Here is a 26,962-nt window from a genome sequence, read left to right as displayed (position 1 = left end):
CCCAGATCCACTCTATAGGAGCAGCAAGATAGGGCAACCTAGTCATGAAAAAAAACAACTTAATTTCAGTGGTCGTAATCATTGGGCTGATTTTTGCAGCTAGCATTTGGTACGCACGCAATAATGGCTTACTACCAGTTGCCGCAGGTGACGAAGCAGTCTTATATGACGGGCTTTTTAATACGATCTTGGCGATCGCCTTCGGGTTTTTCCTGATTGTTGAGGGCGTATTGATCTATTCGATCATCAAGTTTCGCCGTCGTAAGGGTGATAACACCGATGGTCCCGCCATTCATGAAAACTTAAGCCTTGAAATCGTTTGGACAGCCATACCCACCGTAATTGTGATGTGGGTAGCCATTTATAGCTTTGACGTATACACCGCTATGCAAGGTACGCAAGATCTTGGTGGCATGGCTCATGGCGGTATGCATCAAACTGTGGCAAATGCTAATCATGAAAGAGGGGGAATGCCGATGTCAAAAGCAACTCTTGCCTCGTCCAATAGTGATGGTGTGCTAATGGCAGGTACATTACCTGCTGGTAGCGATGATGTTGTCGCTATTAATGTCAGCGCCATGCAGTTCGCTTGGATTTTTAACTATACCGACGAAATCGCAACGGCTGAACTCCATGTGCCAGTTGGCAAAAAAGTACGATTAAACATGAATGCTGTGGATGTACTTCATGCTTTTTGGGTTCCTCAATTACGCATCAAGCAAGATGTGATCCCCGGTCGTGAAACCTATCTCGAATTCACGCCGCGTGTAGTTGGCGAATATCCAGTAGTCTGTGCTGAATTATGTGGCTCGTATCATGGTGGTATGCGTACCACGATGGTAATTGATACCCCTGAAGACTATCAAGCATGGTTAAAGGAGCAGCAAGAAATTGCCAGTAATGATCCTGAAGCGATCGTGGCGACAAATTCAAGCTCATCAGTATCTCAACTGTCTGAACAAGAATATCTAGCTGGGAAAGTTGCTCAACTCGGCGGCGAACATCAGCACATGATGATGAACCATTAATCAATGTGGCTAAGTCAATGTGGCTAAGTCCAGATTGTTAAATACCAAAACAGCAATTATTTTACAAACATTCTCCTATGACCCAAACCCTTATCCCAACCGAAAATTCGGGCGCATCGGGACTAGAACCCCAAAAAACTCTTTGGTGGGAATTTTTCACCTTTAGCGTCGATCACAAGATTATTGGGATTCAATATCTCGTTACATCTTTTGTGTTTTATTTAGTCGGTGGGGCGCTTGCCTCTGTGGTACGTGCAGAACTAGCAACACCCGATTCTGATCTAGTCGATCCTGCCTTTTATAACAGCTTGTTCACAATGCATGGCACGGTCATGATCTTTTTGTGGATTGTGCCTGCGGTAACTGGTGGGTTTGGTAACTACCTCATCCCCTTGATGATTGGGGCGCGTGACATGGCTTTCCCTCGCTTGAATGCGATCGCCTTTTGGTTGACGATTCCTGCGGGATTATTGCTAATGAGCAGTTTCTTTTTTGGTCCCGCTTCCACAGGTTGGACAGCCTATCCACCTTTGAGCATTTTGACCAATGAGCATGTTGGACAAGTGATCTGGATTGGCAGCATTCTGTTGGTGGGAACCTCATCAATCTTGGCGGCAGTGAATTTCATTGTCACCATCTGGGCGATGCGGATGCCTGGTATGGATTTGTTTACCATGCCCCTGTTTTGTTGGGCGATGATGGCAACCTCAGTACTTGCTCTTTTGGCAACACCTGTATTAGCTGGAGCAATGGTGTTACTAGGTTTCGATTTGTTAATTGGCACAAACTTTTTTAACCCTACGGGTGGCGGTGATCCCGTCGTGTATCAACACTTATTCTGGTTCTATTCGCACCCTGCCGTCTATGTGATGGTTTTGCCTGTATTCGGGATCATTTCTGAAGTTTTGCCTCCCCATAGCCGCAAACCGATTTTTGGTTACAAGGCGATCGCCTATTCCAGCATGATGATTTGTGCTTTGGGCTTGTTTGTTTGGGCGCACCATATGTTTACGAGCGGCACACCTGACTGGTTGCGTGTTTTCTTTATGGTGGCTACATTGCTAGTTGCAGTGCCAACAGGCATCAAGGTATTTAGTTGGGTGGCAACACTTTGGGGTGGTAAGTTGCGCTTAGAGAGTCCTTTGCTATTTGCGATGGGCTTTATCTCCACCTTCTTAATTGGTGGCCTTAGCGGCGTGATGCTCGGTTCGGCTCCCATTGACATCCATGTTCACGATACTTATTTTGTAGTTGCTCACTTCCATTACGTTCTTTTCGGTGGCAGCGTTTTTGGTATTTACGCAGGGCTATATCACTGGTTTCCCAAAATGACGGGTCGGATGTTAAATGAGTTTTGGGGCAAGGTACATTTTGTGCTGACCTTTATCGGAATGCATTTAACCTTTGGTCCAATGCATATTCTGGGTTTGCAAGGTATGCCGCGCCGCGTAGCTCAGTACGATCCTCAATTTGCGCCAATCAATGTGATCTGCACCATTGGTGCTTTTGTACTGGCGATTTCTACAGTTCCTTTTGTAATCAATGCTGTTTATAGTTGGTTTAAGGGCGAACAAGCACCTGATAACCCTTGGAATGCATTGACTCTAGAATGGACAACCTCTTCACCTCCAATCCCCCATAACTGGGTGGGTGAGCCTGTTTTATCAACTGGGCCCTATGACTACGGTGAAGAATATAAAGATGCTCGCAAAGAGGCGATCGCTGCATCTCAAGCTGCAACCTAATTTCCAAGTTTCCTAAACAAGGGGCTTCAAGCCCCTTTTCTGTAATCCTATCCATTTATCCAAACATTAATCTATGCAAGGATCGATCGCTCCAGTTACAACACAAGATGAAGCAATTCATGCTCATACCGCCGAAGCTGGTCACGCTGAACATCCAGATCTAAGGGTGTTTGGCTTGATTGTTTTCCTGATTTCTGAAGGAATGCTTTTCTTTGGCTTGTTTGCTGCTTATTTGACTTTCCGCTCAGTTGCCACGTCTTGGCCTCCTGAAGGTACACCCGAACTTGAACTTCTCTTACCTGGGATCAACACAATTATTCTGGTATCAAGTAGTTTCGTAATTCATCAAGCTGATCACGCGATTAAAGAAAATAAAGTCAAAGCGGCTCAGCTATGGTTTCTCGCCACATTTATCATGGGTGCGATCTTCATTGCTGGACAGATCTATGAATATCAGCATTTAGAGTTTGGGCTAACCACGAATCTGTTTGCTAGTACCTTTTATGTCTTGACAGGTTTTCACGGCTTGCACGTAATTATTGGCTTGTCGCTGATTGCCGCAGTATTAGTGCGATCGCTTAAAACTGGACATTACAGCAACACTAGTCATTTTGGTATCGAAGCTGCCTCTGTATATTGGCACTTTGTCGATATTGTCTGGATTGTCTTATTTTTATTGCTTTATATTCTGTAGACATCAAAAAAGAGGCGACGCAATGCGTCGCCTCTTTTTTAAGCTTTGGTATTTTCAGCGCCACAGGCGCTGAAAATACCAAAGCTCATTTCTCAATCTTGAAAGAGGTAATAAAGCGATCGACATCGGATGCAGCAATTTTATCAGCAGCTCCTAAAGCAAATACTTGATACAGACGATTGTCTGCAAGACAAAATCTTCCTTTCATCGATACATCAGTGGTTTGAACTTTGCCACTAGCCTCAAAATCACGGCAGGGAATATCGCCGAGTAAGTATTCTTTTTCTGACTTGATTTCGCCTTTGAGATTAGCAACCGAACCTTTGACAGAATCTGCTAAACCTTTTTGAATAGCCGCAGGATCAGCAATTTTGTTAGGGAAGTCGGCATAGCCCACAAAATATCCTGACTCATTGGCTTCCGCAATCACCATATTCAGCTTGATTGTTCCCACGTCAGTCTTTTGGTCTTGAGATTGCTCTTGTGGCTTACTAGGGAGTTGCACACTAAATTTCCCAGTCGATGATTTGTAATCTTGCCAAGCATTAGTGGTTACAGGCTTATCGTCTGTTTTAACTTCTGGTGCAGTTGTAGGTTTGTCAGTGGGTGTTGCTGTAGGTGTTGCTGTAGCTGTAGGTGTTGGGAGAGGCGTTTTCTCAGCTACAGGTGTAGATGGAGTGCAAGCACTGACTGCAAATAAGACTAAACCAGCAGCAAGGGAAATATACTTTTTCATGTGTGATTAAGTTACGACCTTCGATTGGGCAATAAGCTTGAAGCTCGTTAGATACTATATCGTGACTTGGAATCGCGTGATGATTAAATATAGACGAGCTAAGCTCGTTTATATTTAATCATCATCGGTGTCCAGATTTTGATGCTCACTGCGCCGAGACTCTCGGCGATAGCGCTTTTTAAGTAACCTTGGCTCCTGTTGTTGCTTACCATCACTAGTGTCTTTGACTTTGACTGAGGCATCGGCGCTAGCTGTATTTTTTAGTTTTTGCTGATAAACGATCGCCTCTTCTAAATATGCCAAGTAATGCTCATAGCGTTCCCAATCGCCGCGCACCACACAATCAGGTTCATCGCGACGATGCCAACAGTTATTAAAATGACAAAGGTTGCCTGAGGCTAATCTCTGTCTGGCTTCAGGAAAACAATCTGTTAATTCTTGAGGTGTAACTGTCAAATTAGGTTGCATAAATCCTGGGGTATCCGCAAGATATCCTCCCGCAGGCAATGCAAATAGCTCGACATGGCGGGTCGTATGTTTTCCATGCCCTAAGCGTTGCGAAACTTCACCAACACGGACTTGTAAATCAGGAATTAATAGGTTAATTAGGCTAGATTTGCCAACACCTGATTGTCCCGCTACAACGGTTACACCAGTTTGTAAATGTTGCGCTAGTTCGTTAATACCTTCCTTGGTATAGGTGCTAATCGCGATCGGTGAATACCCCCACGACGTTAAGCGATCGCACCATGTCGCCCATACTTGATCATTTACTAAATCGCGTTTATTTAGACATAACAAAACGTCAACTTGAGTACTTTCGGCTTTGACTAAAAAGCGACTTAGTTGATGCGGGTCGAGAGTGGGTTCAGCTAACGCAAAAACTAATAAGATCCGATCAACATTCGCCACAGTTGGACGATCCAGCAAGTTACGGCGCGGCGATACCTCTGATATCGCTCCCCGCCCCCCTTGCCAATCTGGTTCTTCAACCGTGACGCGATCGCCTACACAGATCTGCTGTCCAATTTTTTTGAGTCGCGCCCGACGAGTGCAGAGTAACTCATACACAAGCTGGCTAAATTTCTGTCCAGATTCATCAAGCAACTCTAGACTGAAAGCTTGATCTAACATGACGCGATAGTAGTTGGCTTGTACAGCCAAAACTGTACCTGTTATAGCCAACATAGGATAATTTGCATCATGCTTTTTGGACTGTCAAAGCAAAAAAACGATCGCGTTCTTCAATCCCTTTGACCTGATGACCGTCTGAGATCAGGCTATTAGGAACTTGCTCAATTGGTTCCCCCCCATCCAGCAATACTTCCAGCAACTGTCCAGTCTCTAGCTTTTCAAGGTGCAATTTAGCCCGCACAAAACTGAGCGGACAGGGAACGCCACGTAAATCGATAGACTTGATAACCTGAATGCACATACTCTTTCTCTACTACAGATATTTTCGATTTACCCTTCTCAAAACCTTTGCATGGCTTTTAGAAAACTAAATATTACTTTTGGTTGCCTAATGTGCCACCCAAAATATCACCTATTTCACCACGATTACCTAGTCATTGTCAGGTTGCACAAACAAATATATATACAGATCGCCTGATGGCATACCATGTAATCCTGCATCCCCTTCGTTTGCAACCCGCAATCTTGTGCCACTATCGACACCAGCAGGAATTGTGATTTTCATCTCTTTGGTAACTTGATTGAGTCCCGACCCGTTACAGTTTTCGCACTTCTCTTCAATGTAGGTTCGTGGTCGAGTACTAGGCTTGGCTCCAGATCCGCTACAAATGCTGCAATTTTCTAGATGCACAATTTTGATTTGTTTTTCGCAACCAAAAACGGCTTCACGGAATTCCAGTTTTAAGTCAAGCCTGATATCTTCGCCTTTAGTTGATTCACTTTGGCGGCGGTCTTGTTGCTGTTGACCTATACCTGAAAAGCCACTAAAGAAACTTTCAAGAATATTATTAAATATACCCATGTCAACCTCTTTAATCTGCTACAGGTATTTTCGTCCTAGCTTTCTAAAGTCCATGCAAAGCATGGACTTTAGAAAGCTACTCTTACTTTTGGTTGCCAAATATACCGCCTAAAATGTCCCCAATTCCACCTTTCGCGGCATTACCAAACTGCTTTTCCTTAAGTTTTTCAAGGACTTCGCGTTCTTCGCTACCGATTTTAGTGGGGATATCGATCTTGATTCTAATTAAATGATCACCACGAGCGACAGGATTGCCCAACTTAGGCACACCCAATCCCTCTAGTGTCAAGACCGTATCTGGTTGTGTCCCTACAGGAATCGTGAGAGGCTTCTTGCCATCTACAGTATTAATTGCAATTTTGTCGCCCAAAATTGCTTGTAGATAGCTAATCTTGATCTCTGATAAAACATTGATGCCTTCACGCTCAAACTCATTGTCCGCTTGCACAAACAAGTAAACATACAGATCACCCGAAGGACCACCACGCTGTCCCGCATCACCTTCACTGGATACCCTTAGTCTGGTTCCACTATCGACACCAGCGGGAATCGTAATTTTTAGCTTTTTGGTAACTTGATTTAGTCCTAGACCATTACAGCTTTCACACTTGTCCTCAATGGTTTGACCAGTGCCGTTACAAGTTGGACAGGTAGACACTTGTGTAAAACTGCCAAAGGGGGTACGAGTGGCTCGACGCACTTGACCAGTACCGCTACAAGTTCCGCAAGTGCGAGGGCGTGTCCCTGGCTTTGCGCCTGAACCGCTACAAGTTCCACAGGTTTCTAGGTGAGAGATCTTGATTTGCTTCTCTCCACCAAAAACTGCTTCACGAAATTCTAGTTTCAAATCGAAACGTAGATCTTCTCCGCGAGTGGGACCACTACGGCGGCGTGTTTGTTGTTGCCCCGTATTAGAAAAGCCACTAAAGAAGCTCTCAAAGATATCGGCAAATCCGCCCATATCGCCCATATCAGGTGAGCCACCTCCGCCACTTGATACGCCAGCTTCGCCAAAGCGATCGTACCTTGCACGGGTTTCTGGCTCTGAGAGAACCTCATACGCACGGTTAATTTCTTTAAATCGTTCATCTGCCCCCGCTTCTTTGTTGACATCGGGGTGATATTTTCGAGCTAAACGTCGATATGCTCGTTTGATTTCCTCTTTGTCAGTATTGCGATCGACTCCAAGGATTTCGTAATAATCACGCGCCATAGGGGGTTTCTCTGTCGCCTAAAGGATTCATAGACAATTATTCTAGTTTAACGTAGCACTTAATCGTTGGTTCGGACACATAAGTAGGAGTACGTTTTACCGCACATCTTTAGCTAATAGCGGCTAGCGATTAGCTATTGGCTATTGAATTCCTTCCTGAGTTTTAGGTGTACAGCCCAAAAGCTAAGAAAGAGCCAATAGCTAAAAGCCAAAAGCTATGGTCTAGTCTTTACACTTACATTTCCTTGATTGACCAAAGTTTGACAAGCGAGACGGTAATTATTGGGTTTGTTTTTAAGCTTTTTTTCTTCAAAGTCAGTTTTTGGTGATAGGTTTTCAAGCCCATCGACAATCTCAACGACACAGGTGGCACATTGTCCATAACCATTACAGTTAGTGAGCTTCGCAACAAATTTATAGATGTCGATGTTGTTTTCGAGAGCTTTTATGCGAAGGTTTGCGCCGTCCATCGCGATCGCCTCTTTTCCTTCATTCACAAACGTAATGTTTGCCATAGCTGAGTGTTAATTTTTTGTTAATTTTTATTACTTACTTATTATCCTATCAAAAGGCGAACAATAAACATTAGGGCTTAGCCGTAAAATAAAGAATCTAAAGAATCGATTTTTGATTGCAAGGCAAAGCCACACCATCAAAAATAGAGAGGGGGTAATTACATGCCAAGTGCGGCTTAATATTAATCTATATGGCTAAAATTCCTTCAAATTCAGATATCAAAGCTCTTTCTCATGATTTACATAAGCTAGTTGATAGCCTTGATTCAAATGATCATGGAGAGCTAATTTACAGTGCCTTAAAGGCGATTACCCAACTGAGCCAAAATGACGCAGAGCGCTTAGACTGGAAAATTCTGGCGGGTTCTTTGCAAGATATGCAAAAAGCGATCGCCATGTTTTATCCCCATCGCTTTAATCGAAAAGTGAGCATCTTTGGCTCAGCACGTACTGATGTGAATGCGCCTGAATATCGTCAGGCTTTTGAGTTTTCTCAAAAAATCACCAAGCAAGGATTTATGGTGATTACTGGTGCAGGTGGTGGCATTATGGCTGCTGGTAATGAAGGTGCAGGTAATAATTCCTTTGGCTTAAATATCACTTTGCCCTTTGAGCAATCAAGTAATGGATTTTTGGCTGAAGCCTCACGACTAGTCAGATTTCGTTACTTCTTTACGCGCAAATTGTATTTTATAAAAGAAAGCGATGCGATCGCTCTTTTCCCTGGAGGATTTGGCACGCAGGATGAATTCTTTGAATGTTTGACACTTTGCCAAACAGGGCGGACAACGCCGCGCCCAATTGTATTAATAGATAAAAAGGGTGGTGACTATTGGAATGATTGGGATGTATTTGTCCAGAATAATTTACTCGAAAGAGGCTTGATCACGAAAGAAGACCGAAGTTTATACAAAATCACTGATGATATTGATGAAGCTTGCCAATTTATTGCTTCGTTTTATAGTGTTTATCACTCTTGCCGATGGGTTGGAGATTTATTTGTAATTCGGTTGCATGTTGAAATTACTGATGAACATTTAGAGCGCCTGAATGATAATTTCAGCGATATTTTAATCAGGGGCAAGATAGAACGTAGTGCGGCTCTTCCCAAGGAGGCTAATGAGCCACATATTATTGATTTGCCACGTTTAGCCATGCACTTTAATCAGCATGGGTTTGGACGTTTATATGAGTTAATAGCAGCGATTAATGACACTTGTGATAGTGGCAATCCACTAATTTGTCATCCTGAACAACGTTAGGCTAAAAATGCTTTTATAGCTGTAGACGGACAAATCAAACCCCCAGAAGACAGTTGCAGCGCTTTGCGCCGCAACTGTCTTCTGGGGGTTTGTTCTAACAAGACCAGCAACAGCTTAGAGTTTTATTTAATCTTTTTTCCCTTGCACTTTGCTTTTAGTAATTTAATTGCTTCTGAATCAGCTTGTTTTAACCAAACTAATCGATGCCCTTGTATTTCCGCACAATGTTCTTTTAATTTTTGTTGCCAGCCTTGCCAATGTGAAATATCTTTCATGTTTTCTAGCAATCCCCAACTTTCTTCCTGTTTGGTTAATTTGGCAAATTTTTCATACTGTGGGTAGTCGGATAAGACATAGGTATTTTTGCAATGCAGTACGGGGGGATTATCGGAGTTGTGATAGTCACGATAGCGAACCTGTAAATCTCTAAGGTCAATTTGCATTGAGGCTTGCATTTTTGGGTGAGGATCTCGATCAAAGTCAGGATAAAAAAGATAGCTGATTTTCGGTTTATGAAGATGGAATTTGATCAGCGTGGCTCCATCCATTCTACCAATGGTACGACTGGCACATCCTTCATAGAGTCTGAGCATAGTATCAAGATGTTCTAAAGCCGAAATGTGAACATAGAGGGCTTGATCATCCAGTCTGCCAATTCTGCTGTTTCGACAACAGGTAGCGATGAAACCTTCACGACCTAAATTAAATAACATCAGGTCAGCAGTAGTACTTGCACCTTGATAAGAGCCAAATAGAGATTTGATATCGGTTTGGTATTGCGTTGAAAGTTGGCTTAATTTGAGTCGTTTGTAAGGGTTATCAAAATTGCTGAGGGCTAGGAATACCAGAATATCTTGGCGGTGCTTATCGGCGATCGCATCCCATTCATTTTGATTAGTAGTGCTGACAATCAAGTTAAAGGCACGGCGGACTGTTCCAAATTCTGTTAGTAACGGCTCAAAGCTAGGCAATTCTTCGCCGACGGGTAATCTGCCGCGCTCAGTAAAGAAAGCCATTAGGGGGGTAAGTAATTCGCGATAGTCTTCAAATCGTTTGGAGACAAGTCGGATTCTGGGTGTGGTGGCTCTAGAACGAAAACGTGATGCTCTAAAGCTTTGTGCTTGCATTTCATCGCGAAACACAAAATAAATGCCGAGAGCTACAGGGACTGAATCTACGCCTAATACTTGATCGATATAGAGTTTGAGTTCTTCTTGTTCGTAGTATTTCTGAAATGTGTTACGGCTACTCACCACACCGTCACTATAAGCGATTTGTCCTTTACCCACATCACCAATTAATACTTGTGCTGATACTATCAATACTTTTTGTGTTAATTCCCATGCTTTGATAAGGGCTTCTCTTCTTTCGATCTGTGATTCGATGACGTTGATGATATAGCCGAGGTTGACGATTTCGGCGCTGGTACGATCGCCTGTTGGTCGATAGTATGGGTCCCAACCTGTGCTAGTAAAGCCGCGATCGCTAATTCTTTTGATATCTTCACCATGACCACAGCCATAGTCAAAAAAGGTTGAGCTTTCTGTAAATAGTCCTGCTTCTAGGGCAAGTCGAATGGGTTTAGATAGATCTGGGCGATGAATTGCGGCTTTATGGCGATCGATTTTGATGTTTCCCTCACCCACTTCGACAAGCTCAGTGCATCGCCCAGCCCCTCTCCTAGAGGACGAGGGGAGCAAAATTACTTGATGATCTTTAAGTTCAACATTGTATTCCTTTAACCTTTGTTCCCATCCTTTACGAGTGCCGATGGTGCGTGTTTCATGAAATAGCCCGATCGCTTCTTCTTGTTTGGTTAGTTGAGAAAATAATTGATAGTGGGGATAGTCAGAGGTTACAAAGGTTTCTTTGCGATGCAGGATTGGCGGATTGGGAGATTGATGATAATCGCGCTGTTGAGTGGTTTGGGTTTGGAGGTCAACTTGAATACTTTGATGCAATGCGGGATGTGGGTCAGTATCAAATTCTGGATAAAACAAATAGGAGATCTTGGGTTGTTCGTAGTTGAATTTGATAATGGTGAATTTGCTTTTTTTGGGAAGTAGTGATCTGGCTTGGCGATCGCATTCTTGTAATTGTGGAGCTAAAGAGGCGATCGCTGATATATGAACATAGAGCGCAGTGGGTAGCTTTTTGCCAACTTTGCTTTGTTGACAGAGGGCAATGAGTTGGTTGTGGCTATACTCTGTGATCATTGCGACAAGAGCTTTATTGAATGTTTAGATTATACTAGTAACACTTCATTACCCAAGTAATTGCCAAGGTTAAGCCATGACTCTAACTTTAACTAAAACGGCTGATCAATACCTCGTCAAGCAGGCTGTGACATGGGAGCAATTCAAGGCTCTGCAATCTACGTTTGCAGAAATTGGCGGAGTAAGATTAAATTATTGCGAAGGAGTAGTAGAAATTGTGGGCATTGGTTTGCTGCATGAAATGGTATCTACCTTGTTGGGTGCGTTGCTTAATTACTATTTTTTAGTTAAACGGATTCGATTTACTGGTACAGGTGCTTATACCCAAACCATTGAGCCTAAGTTAGAGTTTCAAGCAGATTTATCTTTTGCATTTGGTGACAATCCTGAACTTACAGATTTATGTATTGAGATTGTGGTGACTAGTGGCAGCGTCAAAAAGCTAAGAAAGTACCAGTTAAGAAATATTCCTGAGGTTTGGTTTTGGCAAGACGGCAAGATCAGGATTTATCGCTTTCAGGATGGAGAATATGCACAGGTTGAAGCAAGTGGATGTTTAACTGATTTGGATATTGCTCATTTGGAACAATGTTTGCTGATGGAGTCACAGTTAGAAGCAATGTTGGCTTTTCAGGAAAGATATAAATGATGGAGCGATCCGCTGTTGACCTGTGCGATGTATTCTTGTTGCAACGTGTTTTAACAATAAACTGAGTGGAGATCGTTAATGAGTCAAGGCGCTAATGCATTACCAAAGTCCGAGCAGCTAAATATTGAAGCATTTTCAAAACTATTTACGCATACAGCAAACTCTTACAAATATTTATTTTTCTTGGCGTTGTTGAACATTCTGAAGCAAAGAAAATTTGATCATACTCCTATTGCACTACAGGATCTTATGGTTGAGATGTTGGTCATTGCTTGGCAGGCATATCATCCCCATCGGTTATCGTTTGGCAATAAGGACATGATCGCTGGCAGATTTGATGTTTTTGATGAAGTTGGGAGAAATCTGTCAGGAGAAGAGTTGCGAAAGGCGATCGCTTCTAAAATGTTAAGTACTACTAAGGAGTTAAAAAAATTTGCTCCTTATCGTCTGATTAGACCATTTTTTGAAATGGAACTTAAGGGAGTTAAAAGTGGTGAGACAAATCAAAATATCGCCGCATTATCCTGCGATCGCTTTCAAGACAAAAAGCCTTTATACTACATTAACGATCAAGATGAAACAATTTCATTACATCCTGAATGGATAGAATATTTAAAGACAAATTATGATGTTGTTTACCAGTGGGCTTTTGCTGCATGGCTAGGATATATGCAAAAGTGTAATTCTAGTATTGACAATCTACCCAAAAAGCTAGCTTTTGTGTAGGTTGAGGTGTCTATTGACATAGCATCAATTGACATAGCATCAATTTTTTGCAGCCTGATAAAGTGCTAATCTTCAACGTGGCTAGCAAGAAGAATTAAGTTCTCAATCTTTTTAAGATTTGGATCGCCTGATAAGTAGCCAATGCCACGATTGAGATGTAAACGAAACTGTGTAGCAAGGGTTTCTTTGTCTGTGCCAAGTCCATCGTTGTGACAGCGTTGTTTTAGAGCAACTATGAGAATGTCTGATAAGTTGCCAGCAAAGACTTGCCAAGTCATTTCCACATTGCTATCAGTGACAATATTAATAATTGATGGAGGAGTTGGTTCAGCTAAAGATTTACATAGCGCCCATCGACAGAGAACATTCCAATTCTCGATATGGGTAGAGCGTTTGAGTTTGAGTAGTTGCTCTCTGGCATTTTGGGAGATACGGATGCGGTCAATAGGGGGTTCCATATGTTAGATGATTGGTGATTGGTGATTGGTGATTGGTTACCAGAAGTATCCAGATCGCACTTCAGTCCGATTGATTGATTCATCGTAATCTAGGATATATTCATGGGCGATTAGTTGATTTTGTCGTAAGCGAGTTACTTCTTCTTTGCCGATTTCGGTATCAGTTGAAAGCAGAATCACTTGTTGGCTGGCATTGGGGAAATAGCGATCAAGCAGATTTAAACGATGGGATGAGTCTAGACGACCAAGAGGTGTGTCAATGACGACGGGCAATTGGCATCCTGAAACACGGGCTAATCCCCATAAAAAGGCGATCGCTAACATCTGTTTTTCACCTGCGGAAAGGCGATGTTTGGGGATGGACTTGCCTTCAGCATTGTATAGCTCTAGACGAAAGGTTTCAGGCGCAATCGTGATGCGATGTACAAGACGAGATTTGTGTAAAAGATGGAGAAAACATTCAGTGACACTGTTTTCTAGTTGAGCGATTTTATGGGCAGTAAGTTCTCTTCTGAATGAATCCATTGTTGATTGCACTTTAACAACAGACTGAAAGAAAAATTCTAGATTGCCTCTTGCGACTATGGTTGTTCCATAATTTTCCAGTTCTCTTTTACTAGAAGCTAACTTGCGTTCTAAAAGTGCTAAGTATCGTTGAGAATCATCTAGTTGATTGACTAAAGATTCACACAGTGCTTCAGCTTCTTCTTTTTTTTGTAAGAGTTGTTGATAGATTTCTGGACTTGCCGCAGAGGCAATCACATTTTGGATTTGAGAGCTTTCGCGATCGCAAGATTCTAGTTTTTGCAATGCGTTACTAGACAAAGAAAGGGTTTTGGGTAAATCCTGCTCTAAAAGATTTGAGAGCGAGTTTACTAGATCGAGATCACTACCCAGCCATATTTCTCCATCCTGTGATTCATCTTCCAGTTGGGCAAGTTCAGTTTCTAAAAACTCTTGAACTAAGCGAGTGTACTTCTTAGGGAGGTTCTGCTCAGCAAATTCTGATAGTTTGCGATCGCGTTCTTTGATCAGATCTAGGGCGGCTTTCGCTTTTTGCAGATGTAGCTCTTTTTGGCTTTGGGAGAGTGCTTGTTCTAACAGAGGCGATTTAATCAACATCAGGGGTAAACAAGTTTCTGCTAAATCTAGCAATGCTTTTCTTTGCTGATCGGCTTCTTCTTTAAGTCTCTGATAGCTTTGTTCCAATTCGTGCTTATCTCCCGCCGCTTTTCCGCCTTTACGCATAAACTCACGTTCGGCTTCCGCAAGATTAACTTTGGCTTGTTCTAAGTCGTTTTCTAGTTGACTTTTATGGGCAGCTTCTAAATCAATTTCTGCGGATTGTTGGGCAATTAGGGCTTCTATCTCTGTAAGTTTACTAAAAGCTTCTATATCAGATGATTCACGCCGTTTTTTGCTGGATAAGACTTCTAAATCAATTTCTAAGCGATCGACTAGCTCTAATCCGAGAATTGTGCGAATAGCATCAACAATGCCCTGTGTGGGAGTGTCTTGCAGTGCAAGTTCTCGCACTTGTTCTCCATCAAATAGAAATAGACCCGAAATACCGATGGGCATTATTTCTTCGATAAATTCATCCCATGTATTAGTCAGGGTTTCGTTATTCCAGCCATCAACACGGACTTCTAAAATATCGCGCCCATTTTTGGGTTGCTGTGTCCAGCGACGGGAAATCGAGATAGGTACTTGGCGCAGTTCGGATTTATTGAAACTAGCTTGTTCAAAGACTAATTCGATCGCTGCTTCTTCGCCGATTTTGGCTTCACGATTGACGCTTTGAGAGAGAAATTCGCCATAGTTTAGGTTGCCTCTTGTGGAGCATTGGGCTTTTGCACCATATAGAGCCAGTCGGATGGCATCAATAAAGGTCGTTTTACCCCCACCATTTAAGCCGCCTAAAAGAACAATCGGTGGATGGTCTTGACTGACATCAACAGAAAGATTGATCGTGTGCTTTCCTTGATAAGCACCAAAATTTTGCAGGGTTAATTCGCGAAAAATCAAGACTGTACCTCTGCAACTGGGGAGCCAAATTTCATAGATGCCCAACTATTAGCTTTTTGGGGAGACTCTGATTCGGCTGGTTTGACTGGTTGCCCTAGCGCAAGTTGACGAACTTTATTAGCATCTCCTTCCTCCGCTGCATCTTTTATATTTTTGACCCTATGGGCATTTTGAATTGCTTCTTCTGGCGATCGCGAACTGGTTTCAAAGCATTTTTCGAGGGCTTCATAGATACCGACGCGGCGCATTTTGCCATAATGTTGCTTTTCAACGCTGAGCAGTTTGGTGGTGAGTTCGAGGTGCATGGCATTGTCGCCGCAGAGTCGCGCTAGAATTTCCCACTCATCGGCTCCTAGCAAGCTTTGATTGTTGGGATTGTTTATATCTTGGAATTTTTCGCCTGTTACTTCGAGATAAATATGGGGCAGTGCGTCATCAAATTCATGTTTATCTTCACGCCAAATTCGTCTAATTTCGCTAAGTTCAGCTTGAGTAATGAGTTCGATCGCTTGCATTTCAGGAGGAGCATTTTTACGTGCTTCGGTTTGCGCTTTGAGTAATTCCCTCAGCCAATGTTCGCGCCATTTTTTGGTGTAAGGACCGGGGATCGGCTTGACTTCTTGTTTGCCGTCGCTGTTGTGGGTAAATAGCTGTACATTGCCACTCATACGGCGAAAGTCACGTTTGTCCCAGTCATCGGGGCTATCGAGGGCATTGCGTAGATCTAGCATGGGCTGCATCCATTCTTTTTCGTCATCATTGAGGATCATTGCTTCCATCGATTTGTCTTTATTGACGAGGGTGCAGACCCAACAACCAAAGCGGGAGTCACCACAGCTAGGTGTATTGCTATCGATTACCAGAGGACATTCATTGTCGGCGGTTGCGCCGCGATACATGGTGAAGAGGTCTTGATTGCTATTGCCCCAAGGGTTGGGATATTGCATGAGGTATAGCCATACTTCACTGTTGCTCCAGTCGGCAATGGGGCTATAGATCAGTGAGTTGGGTAGGCTGCCGCTATAAAGCAGGGAGGTGAGATTACTGTCACCAATGCGATCTCCTATGCTACCCATTTCGTGATCGCTCATCGATCGCGATCGCCTAGAGCTTTCGGCTTTGCGTGTGCCAAGGACAATGATTACTTCGCCTTTGGCGCGGACAACGTTTTGGACAAATTGGTTAGATGGTTTGATTTTGAGGCGTTCGGTACACCATCTAAAGCCATTGCGGGGTGCGGGGTAGCCTTTGCCGATGAGATTCACCCAGAAGGTGTCTTTGACATCGGGGACTAGTAAATTTGCAGAAATTGGTAAGTCTTGCTCAGTGGCGGCGGCTTGCATATTGGCGATTGATCGCTTGACCCATGCAGCGACGATGGGGTTTTCAACGCGAGTGTCGGTGGTGATCACATGAATCTGTTTGGTGCGGCGATCGCTTGGTAGTTGTTGGAGGGCTAGCCAAACGAGTTGGAGGGTGGCGGTAGAGTCTTTGCCGCCTGAATAGCCAATAATCCAAGGGATTTCATCATGGCAATACAACTGCTGGATCTCAGTTATCAGGGCTTTGATGTCTTCGATTAACTGGGGTGCAGTGCGTTGTGGTTCGGTCATGGTTGGTAGATTTGCCTTGTTTTTCGGGATATCCCTATTACTGTTGTAGTCCAAATGGACTACAAATGGCAAGATGAAAACTAAAGCCTGTGAATTGGCAAATTAGAATTAGCAAATTATTTATCCCCGAATCACGGTAATATTTCGACCTGCGGGACTGACTGCTCTTTCTGTAGTAGTGCGATCGCTGAGTGGTGGCAAACCCTCACGGCGATCAAAAATTACTAGCCAACCCGTATCTAAATTCAATCCCGATAGATATTTATCTAATTGTTTTAAGCCTTCATTAAGTGGATCTGGTTTCTTGTCTCGCCATACTTTTAACTCCATTCCCAAAGTCACCTTGCCATAGCGTAAACATAAATCCATTCTTCCCGAACCGATCGCATATTCGCGTTCTAATGTCCCTTTACCATTGACCACCCGATGCAAAAAAGCCATCAACACTAAATGGGGTGCAATCTCTGGATAGGGGGTGCTTTTAAACAATGGTTCTCCATGCTGTCGCCAAAATTCTAGAAATGACTCTAACAAGCGTTCAGGTAGAAATTCACCCTGTTCGTTTAGCCAAATTGGTTGAATGTATCCCATAGAAGCAGATGTCACATAGGCAAGCACTCTGGGCAGTACCTCTTGATAAATGGGATTAGCGATCGCTAATCCATTCTCGTTACTACACAAGCCTAAATCCAAAACATAGCGCACGTCATCCTGTGGCACATCTGGTAATTCCTGCCCAGCAAGGATGGGCTGAATGATGGCTCTGACTCGTTCTTCTCGCAATCTTTCAGCTAGGCTATCTAAATGGGTATCTTGTCTTTGAATTAAAATCTCTTTGGCTTGGGATACTAATTCAGATGTAATTAGAGTATTGGGATCTTTGGCGATATATTCGGTGATTTCCTTGGCGATCGCATTGACGAGCCAAGGCTGACCCTGTGTTAAGTAAAATGCTAAATCTATTGCTTCTGGTGTAAATAGTTGACCTGTGGCTTCTGTATGTTGTTGATAGAGATTTCTGACTTCTGCAAGGCTAAAATTACTCAGTGTGAAGGAACGTACTTTGATGTTAAAGGGGCTTGAGGTATTGAGTCTCTCGCCTCCTCCTGATGCATATTTATAATCACGGACATCGCGCATTCCTACTAAAGCAACTGACTGCGGAAATCCCTGTGGACGACGGGGAAACCCATCTCTTAGCTGTCGCAATACTGTTATTAAAGTTTGATTTTGGAGGGAATCTATTTCGTCAATAAATATAACTAATGGTCGGGGTGAAGTCTCTGCCCATACTTTTAAAAAATTACCGATGCGTTGTGGCGGTTGATTAGGATTGTGAATGGGTGGTTTTAATTTGTCTGTCAACCAAAAATCTGCTGCATCTCGCCATGCTGATAGGATTGCTTGTTCTGCTTTTTCGGGTTCATCGGGAAATGCTGACCCTACTTCTGCTGATACCATAACGGCGCAATATTTGCCACTGGCGGTTAGCTCCTGCGCTAATGACATCATGGCAGTAGTTTTGCCCGTCTGCCTTGGGGCATGGATGACGAAGTAATTTCGCTGATCGATTAGATCAACTAATTCGGGTAGGCGATCGCTTGCTGGCAGCATATAGTGAATGTCTGCTTGACAAGGACCTGCGGTATTAAACCATTTTTTCATCATCTTAGTTATTTAATATAATTCAAACTTAGCAGAACTGTTTATCCCCGAATTACGGTAATATTTCGCCCTGCGGGACTGATTGCTCTTTCTGTAGTAGTGCGATCGCTGAGTGGTGGCAAACCCTCACGGCGATCAAAAATTACTAACCAACCCGTATCTAAATTCAATCCCGATAGATATTTATCCAATTGCTTTAAGCCTTCGTTAAGTGGGTCTGGTTTCTTGTCGCGCCATACTTTTAACTCCATTCCCAAAGTAACCTTGCCATAGCGTAAACATAAATCCATTCTTCCCGAACCGATCGCATATTCGCGTTCCAAAGTTCCCTTACCATTGACCACCCGATGCAAAAAAGCCATCAATACTAAATGGGGCGCAATCTCTGGATAGGGGGTGCTTTTAAACAGTGGCTCTCCATGCTGTCGCCAAAATTCTAGAAATGACTCTAATAAGCGTTCAGGTACAAATTCACCCTGTTCAGTTAGCCAAATTGGTTGAATGTATCCCATAGAAGCAGATGTCACATAGGCAAGTACTCTGGGCAGTACCTCTTGATAAATGGGATTAGCGATCGCCAATCCATTCTCGTTACTACACAAGCCTAAATCCAAAACATAGCGCACGTCATCCTGTGGCACATCTGGTAATTCCTGCCCAGCAAGGATTGGCTGAATGATGGCTCTGACTCGTTCTTCTCGCAATCTTTCAGCTAGGCTATCTAAGTGGGTATCTTGTCTTTGAATTAAAATCTCTTTGGCTTGGTTTACTAATTCAGGTGTAATTGGAGTATTGGGATCTTTGGCGATATATTCGGTGATTTCCTTGGCGATCGCATTGACGAGCCATGGCTGTCCCTGTGTTAAATGGAATGCTAAATCTATTGCCTCTGGTGTAAATATTTGTCCTGTGGCTTCTGTATGTTGTTGATAGAGATTTCTGACTTCTTCAAGGCTAAAATTACTCAGCGTGAAGGAACGCACTTTGATGTTAAAGGGGCTTGAGGTATTGAGTCTCTCGCCTCCTCCTGATGCATATTTATAATCACGGACATCGCGCATTCCTACTAAAGCAACTGACTGGGGAAAGCCTTGTGGACGATTTGGGAAACCCGATCTTAATTGCCTTAATACAGAAATTAATGTTTCATTGCTCAAAGCGTCAATTTCATCTAAAAAGACGACTAACGGGCGGGATGATTGTTCTGCCCAGTTGCTTAAGTTTGTACCAATTCTTGCGCCTGCGTCTGCTTCTAACCATTGTTGTGGTTGAAGTTCTTTGGGCAAGCGAAACCGTATTGATTGCTTCCATTCGTCTAAAATAGCGAGTTCGGCTGCTCCTACGTCGTCAGAAAATACTGCACCAACTTCAAGAGATAGCATCACCGATGTATATCGACCACTAGCGGTTAGCTCCTGCGCTAATGACATCATGGCTGTAGTTTTGCCTGTTTGTCTTGGGGCATGGATGACGAAGTAATTTTCTTGGGCAATTAACTGCTCTAGCTCTGGCAGGCGATCGCTTGCGGGTAGCATATAGTGAATGTCAGCTTTACAAGGACCTGCGGTATTAAACCATTTCTTCATCATGTTAGCTATTTAACAGGGCATCATATACTCTTTCAATATATAGCAACGCACTAGCGCCACTTTCTAATTCACTGCATCACAGCAGATTTGTCTGACAATCAAAAACAATAAAGAATTTAACCGCAGGGATGCGCTTCCGTAAAAACTTTAAATGTTCTTCTGCGTCTACTCTGCGCCGAAATCTTCCTACGATTACGCTTTGAATATTATTGGGGAGAGGACGAGCGATCGCCCAAGGGTGAAGCATTTCTTGGTAGCTCATGACGTTAGTAATTAAATAGTAAAAGTTTCGTAGTCCAATTAGTCTACAAATTGAATAAACGACTCCAAATGGACTACAAAATTATACACTCTTGTAGTCCATTTGGACACGTTTCTTTACAGGCTTAACATCCTCTGACACGATCAAAGGTATGGGTAAAGCAGGTAAAACACTCGGACAAGTTCTTGAAAAATACAGTATTAGCCAAACAAATCTGGCTAATGCTTTAGGCGTTGGTCGTTCAAATATTTATCGTTGGATCAATGAAGTTAGAGATCCTAACTCTGAAACGGTTTTACGGATTGTTGCAGCGCTAGAAAAAATTAATCCCAACGCAGCAAAAGAATTTAAGAATCTGTATATGAGCGACTAGTACTCTAAAAAGAGTTGATCGCCTTGATTAAAAACATTTTCTCGATGCCATCGTAAAGCTTCAATTCTTGGCAAATAGCTTTGTTGTGCTGGCAAAACGATATTCTGACCGTGAAAATCTCGCATTGTCTGGGCGTGAGGTGATTCTTCCCTAAGATCATTAGAGACAACTATTCGATAGTCATCATCAACCGTAAACCAACCACGATCAAAAGCCCAGTGATGATTTTTGCAAAGGGAAAGCCCATTATCAAAGCGATCATCTCGAAACTGTGAGAATGGCTTGATATGCGCTCCATCAACGATATGTTGATTTAGAGAATTGAGAACCCGTAACTCACAAAATGCACATCGATATTCATAGGCAGAGACAACTATTCTACGGAATGCTGCATCTCGCACAATTAATTTAGATTCATCTTCTACTTCATCAACTGAATAGACAGCACCACCTCTATCTCGTAAGCGATCTTGAAATTCTTGAAAAGAGTTGATTTGAAAAAGTTGTTCAATTTGTGACGATTTATCAGAAAACCAAGTACTTACAAGGATATCAATCAAACTATTTCTTGATGATAGATTCTGAATTAACTCAAAAAGTTCGTCATCAAAGTAAGCATATTGCACCGAATCTCTCAACCCATTTAAGGTTTTGATTTTCACTTTAGAGTTAATTACAGGTTCAAATCCAGCCTTTGCTTTTAGATGCCAAAAGCCTTCACTTTGAAGATGAAAGAAGGGCTGAGCAATATCTGAACGATGGGATTCTGAACCCAAAAAACTCCAGTATTTGAGAAATGTGGCGATTAATTCAGGTGATAAAAATATTCGATTTTGTCTGATTATTCCCTGTTGGATTAGCGCGATCGCAGATAAAAGCAATATTGGTTTATGAGGTGCAATTCCCCGCACACGGTCTACACGCAACTTCGCAAACTTTTTGGAATAGTACAGTAAATCTTTGCTCATAGAAATCTACTCAAATCGAAATCTTCTAAAGATTCTTGATCTTTTTCAGCTAACAGCATCAACAAAATTGCATCTGTATAGTCCACACTTCCTTGTAAAGTGTTCTGTAAAACTTCAAGACCTCCATTGGCATACTCTTCAAAGATTTGAACGCGGATATTTCCAGATTCTTCGTCAAGGGCAAGACTTTTAGGATCTTTGGTATGGGCGATCGCAATTAAATTAATTACAGGTTCATAGCCTCTAGCTACAAACTGATCTTGAGGAATAGGATCGGGTTCTTTTCTTGATGTTTTACCAAGAGGAAGCTTTTTTCCTCGCTTAGCCCCAAGGACAGCCGCAAAAGTCATCACGTCAGCATAGGTCTGAAATGGCGCAGTAGGATTTTCAGCAGATCTTAAAGAACGTACCAATTCAGCTTTATCTTCAGCAATATAGACTCTACGAATGCTCATTATCTGCCCCAAACTCCGCTTTATCCTTCGCGATCTTTACCCTTGCATCAGCCATTCTTACTTATTCCTTGATACCCAATCTAAAAACATCTTACACACAAGCGATCAATTCATTAACTTCAGTCACCATCAAACCAGCCATCATCAACAAGCGATCATCTTTTACAGTGCGTTATAATCTTTATATATTTTACCTGAATATATTATTTCTTCAAATCAATTTAAATGAGCAGCACTAACTCTGAGAATTTTAAATTTAACCTATCTACACTTAGCATTGCGAACTTAAATGATGAGGACAAAGAAGATCGTGCATATTGGCTTCTGAAAAGCCCAAAAGAGCGATTAATTGCCCTAGAATATCTACGTCAAGTAATGTACGGCTATGATCCAAATACCTCCAGACTTCAAAGAGTTTTTGAGATTGCTAAACTTCCTTCAATTTGAATACTTATTAATTGGCGGTTATGCAGTTGGTTACTACGGGTTTGTAAGAGCTACAGGCGATATGGATATTTGGGTAAAAATTGACCCAGTATTACTCCTCAATACCATTTAACAACATCGCCACCTGCTCAGGCGCAGGCAACTGATTCCTCAACTCCTTCGGCAGCGTTGATAACCGATAAGTTGCCACCCCAATAGGCTTACTCGCATCCTTCAAAGCATATTCCACAATCGTCTGCTCCTTCGACTTACACAGAATAATTCCTATCGATTGCCTCTCATCCACCATCCGCACCTTATCATCCAATACCGCCAAATAAAACTGCATCTTACCCACATACTCAGGCTTAAACTTCCCAATCTTCAACTCAACCGCTACCAAACAGCGCAAATGCCGATGATACAGCAGCAAATCGATAAAATACTCATCGTCTCCCACCTCTAACCGATACTGACTACCCACAAACGCAAACATCCCACCCATCTCTCGCAAAAATGGCTCAACCTGAGCTAAAATCGCCGCCTCAAGCTGCCTCTCACTATGTTCATCACCCAATTCTAGAAAATCAAAGGTGTATTCGTCCTTAATCGCCAACTTTGCGCGATCGCGAATATCCTCCGATAGAGTCACATCAAAATTTGTCTGATTCAGCAAAGTCTTTTCATAGGTTTGATTCTCGATTTGGTGAATCAACACATTTTTTGTCCAGCCAAACTTGCGCGTCATCCGCAAATAAAACTCACGCTCTAAATCATCTTCGCATTTCTCCATAATGACTAAATTATGCGACCATCCAATTTCTCGCACCATTGGCGCGAGTTTTTCATTGTCACCATAAGTTTGATAAAAAAGTCTCATTCGCCAAAGGTTAGCCGCAGAAAACCCACTGACACCTTGAAACTCAGCTTGCAAATCTTTAGCCAACTGCTCCACAACCGACTTTCCCCAAGTTTCTCCCTGCTGACGAGTGACAATCATCCTGCCAAGATCCCAATAAAGCATTACTAGTTCTCGATTAACCGCTCTCAAAGCCTCATATTGAGCAGTCCGAATCCGTTGCTTTATCTCAATTAATAACTCATTATAGGTATCAGATAAACTTACAGAATCGCCTGCCATATCCCTACCCATTAAAAGTTTGCAATAGCCATCTCGCGATCGCGCCATCATCTTCAGTTTGACTGCGTTTAAGTGCCTCTTGTACCGTGGTAATTTCCAAACCTTCGAGAACTTGAGAGCGCTCAACTATGCCGCTACGTCCATCAGCGATTGTAAAAGCAAACACCTCAGAAGTTTGAGCATTCACCACCCAATATTCTAGAATCCCTAAACGCTCATACAATAAGCGCTTATATCCCAAATCATCTTGCAGCGTTGTTGAAGAGATTTCCACAATCAGAGTTGGCAAATCAAACTTATTGAGATCCACAGGTGCATTATTGCGAGGTGGCAACTTCAAGTCAGCCCCTAGATAAAAGGCAATATCTGGCTGACATTCACTCTCGCCTTTTTTTCTAAAACTACAATTTGTATATTCATAGATGTGAATATTTCTAATCGTCGCAAAGAGCCGAACCACATTAGAAACAATGGAGTTTTCATGGGCATGTATTGGTCCAACTGGTGACATCTCAATCCTCATTTTATGATTGTCATAATAAAATCTACCTGTCTCCAACTTAGGATCGTCTGCAAGCGCTAAAAACTCGTCCCACGTTGCCTTAACCCAGCGATCGCTGACAATTTCTGCTTTAGGAGCCGTAGTTGTATTAACCATGATTCACCTCCAAGACTTCGGTATATTCATAATCATAGGCACTCTTTCGCACTAACGGATAGCTCTTGCCATAGAGAACGATGTCATCGGTTTGGGTGTCAGGTTTATTAGAGTTGAATACAAACACATATTCCTTGCCAATGCGGGAAGTCATCTCTTCTTCAACTTCCACCCGCCACTGGGTTTTAGAAACCATCACTACAAGCTGGTTTGCCAACTGAGGAATCAATCTTGCCACCTGCCGACGGTAAATTTCATCTAGACTCCCAAAGGGCGAATCCATTACCATCGGGAAAGTACTGCTATCTGGCCCCATCACTAAACCAGACTTACTCCATTCCCTCACGCGATCGATGATGCTACCGATAAAAGATAAACTGAGAATCTGATTCTCCCCTGTTGAAGCACCCGACTGAACCTCTTGACCAGCCACAGTTTCCACTAAGCTAAGTTCATATTTTTCACTCAGTCTCGGTGTTTGCGCTTTGAACGAGATCTGGCTAAAGATTTCACAGATCCGAGTTTCCAATTGCTTGCGGAATAGCTCATTACGATTGGTTTTTAACTCACTCAGGAGATCGATCGCTTGTTGCGCCGCATCAATGCGTTTCTGAGCAAGCCTTTGCTTACCTTCATTTTGCTTACTGCTCTTAATTTGCTTCTGAAGATTTTCAATTTGCCCTTGATAATCAGTCCATTTCTGGAGCTTTTTACCTTTCTCTAAGGTTAAATCTTCAACCTTGCGATCGATCTCATCAAGGCGAGCTTTCATGTTACGAACATCCTCAATGGGACTCTTGCGTAACTGGTCGCTAATTGCTTCTAACTCTAACTCAAGACGAGAAAGAGTATTTTTTACATTACTGATACTTGCTTGCTTAGTATCAATACTCTGCCAAAGATCTGTAGCCTGTTTCTCCACTTCATCAACAAAACCTTCTAGCTTCAAAGTTGCAGTTTCCACATCCGCTAACCCAGCTTTCTCTAGCCAAGACTTGACCTGTTCATAATTAGGAGAACCATCATGTAATGCTGCACCACAGATGCATTTGCGCCGTTCTAATAGATCAATCACAAAGGTCTGTTTGATATCCGCAGGCAATTCACCCCGTTCATGCAGACCACCTACTAACTCTCGAAAATCTGCGATCGCACCCGTCAGAAATACACTATAGCCCTTGGTAGAAATATCTGTCTTTAGTTGGTTCTTTAAACCTCGTAAATTACTGCGGTTTTCCCGTTCTTGTTGTTCAAGAGCCTCACGCCGCTTTTGGATTTCATCAATACCACCCAATTCTGTCAATCGTTGATTGCAAGATATCTTTAGTTGGTTTTGTGCTTCTAGTTCCTGTTCGATTTCCTTGATTCTTACTTCAAATTCAGTGCTATTACTCTCTAGATTCTGCTTTTGCGAAATCAGGGTTTTAGTTTGAGCATCGCCAATACTTTTGAGTTCATCCTCAAGGGACTTTCTAGCTTCTTTAAGATGTTTAATCGCATTGTCCAAAACCTGCACACCCAAAAGCTTTTTGGTTGCTTCCGCAATCTCATTGCGATTGTCCGATCTCACGATTTGCTCAATTCGCTCACCATCAAAAAAGAAGTACTGATGCAAACTCTTCGGTAAAATGCCATTAATTACGGCTTCAGGATGATTTTGAGTCACCCAACGTCCATCATCCCCCGCCACTTGCAAAAACAACTCACTTTTGTTGTACTGAATATTTTTCTCGCCATTATTAGCAAGCTGATAGGCGCGAGTTAACCGCCGCACCCGATAACGCTTAGCATCATGCTCAAATAAAACTTCTGCCCAGCATTCCACAGGCTGATTTAATTGTGATTCCGCGATCGCCTGACGATTGACGAGCTGTTCAGAGTCGCCAAAGGCTGAGGTGAATTTTTCGTATAACACCCATGTAAAAGCATTGAGCAGCGAGGTTTTACCCGTGCCATTGTTTCCATGCATGATCGTGATATTGCGATCGTCCAGTCTTGCCAATACGATCTCAGGCGTTTGTTGATAAAAACAGCGAAAATTAAACAGCTTGATCGAGATTAGCTTCATTGCACAGCTTCCTTAACAATTTTGAGAATATCCTCATTAATCCGCCCCAATTCATTTTTGTCGAGCCGATCCTTTTCGATCTTTAAGACATTACGAATAATTTGTTGAACTTCAGGTGGAGCTTTTTCAATTGGCTCATGAAGACTACTTAGACTTTGAACTTTACTCATTTCCAAATACTCATACGTTTATCGATTTTATCTCAGATAAAGCCTAAATTTTCATGAATCTGCAAGTTGTCGGACAAATATGCTTTATACAAAAGAACGAATCGTAAGGGCAATTCATGAATTGCCCTTACGATGCAAATACTATAAATCCATCAACCCATAGCGTTGTTGTAAATCCAATAACTTTAGTCTAGCCTCACCACCGTTAGGAATGAAAAACAAATAACTTGTGCAAATTAGGATAATCTCAGACAAAGAAAGAAAAGGAATAATTTTGGGTTATTACAGCGAAGAACTTGAGACAGAGA

26 protein-coding genes and 1 pseudogene are annotated in these 26,962 nt (G+C 42.5%); 8 read left to right on the top strand and 19 right to left on the bottom strand.

Translation table 11 applies throughout. The annotated features are described in order from the left end of the window. Positions 1-44 precede the first annotated feature (44 nt). The 3 genes from H6G05_RS16565 to H6G05_RS16555 all read left to right on the top strand — a co-directional run bounded on the left by H6G05_RS16565 (position 45) and on the right by H6G05_RS16555 (position 3,467). Positions 45-1,028: a cytochrome c oxidase subunit II gene (locus H6G05_RS16565; RefSeq protein ID WP_190579469.1), complete on the top strand. Its 984-nt coding sequence runs from the start codon at positions 45-47 to the stop codon at positions 1,026-1,028. Positions 1,029-1,105: 77 nt separating this feature from the next. Then, on the top strand, positions 1,106-2,773 hold the full coding sequence (gene ctaD, locus H6G05_RS16560) for a cytochrome c oxidase subunit I (RefSeq protein WP_190579467.1): 1,668 nt from the start codon (positions 1,106-1,108) through the stop codon (positions 2,771-2,773). A gap of 73 nt (positions 2,774-2,846) precedes the next feature. Further along, on the top strand, positions 2,847-3,467 hold the full coding sequence (locus H6G05_RS16555) for a cytochrome c oxidase subunit 3 (protein ID WP_094533058.1): 621 nt from the start codon (positions 2,847-2,849) through the stop codon (positions 3,465-3,467). Between the two features lie 85 nt (positions 3,468-3,552). Here the strand turns inward: H6G05_RS16555 and H6G05_RS16550 are convergent, their stop codons facing one another. From H6G05_RS16550 to H6G05_RS16525, 6 genes and pseudogenes are all read right to left on the bottom strand, one after another. Next, complete coding sequence (locus H6G05_RS16550) at positions 3,553-4,203, bottom strand: PsbP-related protein (RefSeq protein ID WP_190579465.1); 651 nt, start codon at positions 4,201-4,203, stop codon at positions 3,553-3,555. A gap of 114 nt (positions 4,204-4,317) precedes the next feature. After that, the gene (gene rsgA / locus H6G05_RS16545) at positions 4,318-5,391 is read right to left on the bottom strand and encodes a small ribosomal subunit biogenesis GTPase RsgA (RefSeq protein WP_190579463.1); all 1,074 of its coding nucleotides are present in this window, start codon (positions 5,389-5,391) and stop codon (positions 4,318-4,320) included. A gap of 13 nt (positions 5,392-5,404) precedes the next feature. Next, positions 5,405-5,638, bottom strand: coding sequence for a sulfurtransferase TusA family protein (locus tag H6G05_RS16540; protein ID WP_190579461.1), 234 nt, complete (start codon positions 5,636-5,638; stop codon positions 5,405-5,407). Between the two features lie 138 nt (positions 5,639-5,776). Then, positions 5,777-6,190: pseudogene (locus H6G05_RS16535) on the bottom strand (DnaJ C-terminal domain-containing protein); the annotation flags it as partial. A gap of 91 nt (positions 6,191-6,281) precedes the next feature. Beyond that, positions 6,282-7,412, bottom strand: a complete 1,131-nt coding sequence (gene dnaJ / locus H6G05_RS16530; RefSeq protein WP_190579457.1) for a molecular chaperone DnaJ — start codon at positions 7,410-7,412, stop codon at positions 6,282-6,284. Between the two features lie 215 nt (positions 7,413-7,627). Further along, positions 7,628-7,927, bottom strand: coding sequence for a 2Fe-2S iron-sulfur cluster-binding protein (locus H6G05_RS16525; RefSeq protein WP_190579455.1), 300 nt, complete (start codon positions 7,925-7,927; stop codon positions 7,628-7,630). Between the two features lie 191 nt (positions 7,928-8,118). Here H6G05_RS16525 and H6G05_RS16520 point away from each other — a divergent pair, with 191 nt between their 5' ends. Continuing rightward, entirely contained in the window at positions 8,119-9,189 is a 1,071-nt protein-coding gene (locus tag H6G05_RS16520; RefSeq protein ID WP_190579453.1) for an LOG family protein, read from the top strand. A 122-nt stretch (positions 9,190-9,311) separates the two neighbouring features. Here the strand turns inward: H6G05_RS16520 and H6G05_RS16515 are convergent, their stop codons facing one another. Further along, positions 9,312-11,405 carry a DNA phosphorothioation-associated putative methyltransferase gene (locus tag H6G05_RS16515; RefSeq protein WP_190579451.1) on the bottom strand — a complete coding sequence of 698 codons (2,094 nt, stop codon included), beginning with the start codon at positions 11,403-11,405 and terminating at the stop codon, positions 9,312-9,314. Positions 11,406-11,481: 76 nt separating this feature from the next. Between H6G05_RS16515 and H6G05_RS16510 the strand changes: the two genes are divergently transcribed. Both H6G05_RS16510 and H6G05_RS16505 read left to right on the top strand, forming a co-directional pair. Then, complete coding sequence (locus tag H6G05_RS16510; RefSeq protein ID WP_190579449.1) at positions 11,482-12,054, top strand: Uma2 family endonuclease; 573 nt, start codon at positions 11,482-11,484, stop codon at positions 12,052-12,054. A 78-nt stretch (positions 12,055-12,132) separates the two neighbouring features. Continuing rightward, positions 12,133-12,780: a hypothetical protein gene (locus H6G05_RS16505; RefSeq protein WP_190579447.1), complete on the top strand. Its 648-nt coding sequence runs from the start codon at positions 12,133-12,135 to the stop codon at positions 12,778-12,780. 65 nt (positions 12,781-12,845) lie between these two features. Here H6G05_RS16505 and dndE read toward each other — a convergent pair whose 3' ends face one another. The 6 genes from dndE to H6G05_RS16475 all read right to left on the bottom strand — a co-directional run bounded on the left by dndE (position 12,846) and on the right by H6G05_RS16475 (position 20,395). After that, the gene (gene dndE, locus H6G05_RS16500) at positions 12,846-13,238 is read right to left on the bottom strand and encodes a DNA sulfur modification protein DndE (protein ID WP_190579445.1); all 393 of its coding nucleotides are present in this window, start codon (positions 13,236-13,238) and stop codon (positions 12,846-12,848) included. Between the two features lie 36 nt (positions 13,239-13,274). Continuing rightward, positions 13,275-15,266, bottom strand: a complete 1,992-nt coding sequence (dndD, locus tag H6G05_RS16495) for a DNA sulfur modification protein DndD (RefSeq protein ID WP_190579444.1) — start codon at positions 15,264-15,266, stop codon at positions 13,275-13,277. Continuing rightward, positions 15,263-16,879: a DNA phosphorothioation system sulfurtransferase DndC gene (dndC, locus tag H6G05_RS16490; RefSeq protein ID WP_190579442.1), complete on the bottom strand. Its 1,617-nt coding sequence runs from the start codon at positions 16,877-16,879 to the stop codon at positions 15,263-15,265. The genes dndD and dndC overlap by 4 nt, the downstream gene beginning before the upstream one ends. 120 nt (positions 16,880-16,999) lie before the next feature. Continuing rightward, the gene (locus tag H6G05_RS16485; protein ID WP_322096381.1) at positions 17,000-18,547 is read right to left on the bottom strand and encodes an ATP-binding protein; all 1,548 of its coding nucleotides are present in this window, start codon (positions 18,545-18,547) and stop codon (positions 17,000-17,002) included. A gap of 38 nt (positions 18,548-18,585) precedes the next feature. Next, a complete protein-coding gene (locus H6G05_RS16480; RefSeq protein ID WP_322096380.1) occupies positions 18,586-20,133 on the bottom strand; it encodes an AAA-like domain-containing protein in 1,548 nt (515 codons plus the stop codon). Between the two features lie 76 nt (positions 20,134-20,209). Next, the gene (locus tag H6G05_RS16475; RefSeq protein ID WP_190579439.1) at positions 20,210-20,395 is read right to left on the bottom strand and encodes a hypothetical protein; all 186 of its coding nucleotides are present in this window, start codon (positions 20,393-20,395) and stop codon (positions 20,210-20,212) included. Positions 20,396-20,546: 151 nt separating this feature from the next. On the opposite strand from H6G05_RS16475, the gene H6G05_RS16470 reads away from it, so the two are divergent. Beyond that, positions 20,547-20,768: a helix-turn-helix domain-containing protein gene (locus tag H6G05_RS16470; protein WP_055074264.1), complete on the top strand. Its 222-nt coding sequence runs from the start codon at positions 20,547-20,549 to the stop codon at positions 20,766-20,768. On the opposite strand, the gene H6G05_RS16465 is transcribed toward H6G05_RS16470, so the two are convergent. Together H6G05_RS16465 and H6G05_RS16460 are read right to left on the bottom strand one after the other, a co-directional pair. After that, positions 20,765-21,736: an HNH endonuclease gene (locus tag H6G05_RS16465; RefSeq protein ID WP_190579437.1), complete on the bottom strand. Its 972-nt coding sequence runs from the start codon at positions 21,734-21,736 to the stop codon at positions 20,765-20,767. The genes H6G05_RS16470 and H6G05_RS16465 overlap by 4 nt on opposite strands. Beyond that, the gene (locus H6G05_RS16460) at positions 21,733-22,191 is read right to left on the bottom strand and encodes a DNA phosphorothioation-associated protein 4 (RefSeq protein ID WP_190579435.1); all 459 of its coding nucleotides are present in this window, start codon (positions 22,189-22,191) and stop codon (positions 21,733-21,735) included. Before H6G05_RS16460 ends, H6G05_RS16465 begins: the two co-directional genes overlap by 4 nt. 225 nt (positions 22,192-22,416) lie before the next feature. Here H6G05_RS16460 and H6G05_RS16455 point away from each other — a divergent pair, with 225 nt between their 5' ends. After that, positions 22,417-22,638, top strand: a complete 222-nt coding sequence (locus H6G05_RS16455; protein ID WP_190579433.1) for a hypothetical protein — start codon at positions 22,417-22,419, stop codon at positions 22,636-22,638. A 91-nt stretch (positions 22,639-22,729) separates the two neighbouring features. Here H6G05_RS16455 and H6G05_RS16450 read toward each other — a convergent pair whose 3' ends face one another. Genes H6G05_RS16450 through H6G05_RS16435 form a run of 4 tightly spaced genes read right to left on the bottom strand, consistent with a single transcriptional unit; the run spans position 22,730 to position 26,654 of the window. Then, entirely contained in the window at positions 22,730-23,758 is a 1,029-nt protein-coding gene (locus tag H6G05_RS16450) for a PDDEXK nuclease domain-containing protein (protein WP_190579431.1), read from the bottom strand. Positions 23,759-23,762: 4 nt separating this feature from the next. Beyond that, the gene (locus H6G05_RS16445) at positions 23,763-24,416 is read right to left on the bottom strand and encodes a Uma2 family endonuclease (RefSeq protein WP_190579429.1); all 654 of its coding nucleotides are present in this window, start codon (positions 24,414-24,416) and stop codon (positions 23,763-23,765) included. Further along, positions 24,409-26,484 (bottom strand): AAA family ATPase, encoded by a 2,076-nt coding sequence (locus tag H6G05_RS16440; protein ID WP_190579427.1) that lies wholly within the window; start codon positions 26,482-26,484, stop codon positions 24,409-24,411. Before H6G05_RS16440 ends, H6G05_RS16445 begins: the two co-directional genes overlap by 8 nt. Beyond that, entirely contained in the window at positions 26,481-26,654 is a 174-nt protein-coding gene (locus H6G05_RS16435; RefSeq protein WP_181016079.1) for a hypothetical protein, read from the bottom strand. The genes H6G05_RS16440 and H6G05_RS16435 overlap by 4 nt, the downstream gene beginning before the upstream one ends. Positions 26,655-26,962 lie beyond the last annotated feature (308 nt).

Origin of the sequence: Phormidium tenue FACHB-1050 (assembly GCF_014696925.1) — a bacterium.
Classification (GTDB): domain Bacteria; phylum Cyanobacteriota; class Cyanobacteriia; order Pseudanabaenales; family Pseudanabaenaceae; genus Pseudanabaena.
Note: the sequence above shows the minus strand (reverse complement) of the source record. Positions and strands in the feature narration are given on the sequence as shown.

Bases quoted from the DNA above. Each gene is read 5' to 3' on its own strand.
- H6G05_RS16565 (WP_190579469.1), top strand. From the start codon at position 45: ATGAAAAAAAACAACTTAATTTCAGTGGTCGTAATCATTGGGCTGATT.
- ctaD (WP_190579467.1), top strand. From the start codon at position 1,106: ATGACCCAAACCCTTATCCCAACCGAAAATTCGGGCGCATCGGGACTA.
- H6G05_RS16555 (WP_094533058.1), top strand. From the start codon at position 2,847: ATGCAAGGATCGATCGCTCCAGTTACAACACAAGATGAAGCAATTCAT.
- H6G05_RS16550 (WP_190579465.1), bottom strand. From the start codon at position 4,203: ATGAAAAAGTATATTTCCCTTGCTGCTGGTTTAGTCTTATTTGCAGTC.
- rsgA (WP_190579463.1), bottom strand. From the start codon at position 5,391: ATGTTGGCTATAACAGGTACAGTTTTGGCTGTACAAGCCAACTACTAT.
- H6G05_RS16540 (WP_190579461.1), bottom strand. From the start codon at position 5,638: ATGTGCATTCAGGTTATCAAGTCTATCGATTTACGTGGCGTTCCCTGT.
- dnaJ (WP_190579457.1), bottom strand. From the start codon at position 7,412: ATGGCGCGTGATTATTACGAAATCCTTGGAGTCGATCGCAATACTGAC.
- H6G05_RS16525 (WP_190579455.1), bottom strand. From the start codon at position 7,927: ATGGCAAACATTACGTTTGTGAATGAAGGAAAAGAGGCGATCGCGATG.
- H6G05_RS16520 (WP_190579453.1), top strand. From the start codon at position 8,119: ATGGCTAAAATTCCTTCAAATTCAGATATCAAAGCTCTTTCTCATGAT.
- H6G05_RS16515 (WP_190579451.1), bottom strand. From the start codon at position 11,405: ATGATCACAGAGTATAGCCACAACCAACTCATTGCCCTCTGTCAACAA.
- H6G05_RS16510 (WP_190579449.1), top strand. From the start codon at position 11,482: ATGACTCTAACTTTAACTAAAACGGCTGATCAATACCTCGTCAAGCAG.
- H6G05_RS16505 (WP_190579447.1), top strand. From the start codon at position 12,133: ATGAGTCAAGGCGCTAATGCATTACCAAAGTCCGAGCAGCTAAATATT.
- dndE (WP_190579445.1), bottom strand. From the start codon at position 13,238: ATGGAACCCCCTATTGACCGCATCCGTATCTCCCAAAATGCCAGAGAG.
- dndC (WP_190579442.1), bottom strand. From the start codon at position 16,879: ATGACCGAACCACAACGCACTGCACCCCAGTTAATCGAAGACATCAAA.
- H6G05_RS16485 (WP_322096381.1), bottom strand. From the start codon at position 18,547: ATGATGAAAAAATGGTTTAATACCGCAGGTCCTTGTCAAGCAGACATT.
- H6G05_RS16480 (WP_322096380.1), bottom strand. From the start codon at position 20,133: ATGATGAAGAAATGGTTTAATACCGCAGGTCCTTGTAAAGCTGACATT.
- H6G05_RS16475 (WP_190579439.1), bottom strand. From the start codon at position 20,395: ATGAGCTACCAAGAAATGCTTCACCCTTGGGCGATCGCTCGTCCTCTC.
- H6G05_RS16470 (WP_055074264.1), top strand. From the start codon at position 20,547: ATGGGTAAAGCAGGTAAAACACTCGGACAAGTTCTTGAAAAATACAGT.
- H6G05_RS16465 (WP_190579437.1), bottom strand. From the start codon at position 21,736: ATGAGCAAAGATTTACTGTACTATTCCAAAAAGTTTGCGAAGTTGCGT.
- H6G05_RS16460 (WP_190579435.1), bottom strand. From the start codon at position 22,191: ATGAGCATTCGTAGAGTCTATATTGCTGAAGATAAAGCTGAATTGGTA.
- H6G05_RS16455 (WP_190579433.1), top strand. From the start codon at position 22,417: ATGAGCAGCACTAACTCTGAGAATTTTAAATTTAACCTATCTACACTT.
- H6G05_RS16450 (WP_190579431.1), bottom strand. From the start codon at position 23,758: ATGGCAGGCGATTCTGTAAGTTTATCTGATACCTATAATGAGTTATTA.
- H6G05_RS16445 (WP_190579429.1), bottom strand. From the start codon at position 24,416: ATGGTTAATACAACTACGGCTCCTAAAGCAGAAATTGTCAGCGATCGC.
- H6G05_RS16440 (WP_190579427.1), bottom strand. From the start codon at position 26,484: ATGAAGCTAATCTCGATCAAGCTGTTTAATTTTCGCTGTTTTTATCAA.
- H6G05_RS16435 (WP_181016079.1), bottom strand. From the start codon at position 26,654: ATGAGTAAAGTTCAAAGTCTAAGTAGTCTTCATGAGCCAATTGAAAAA.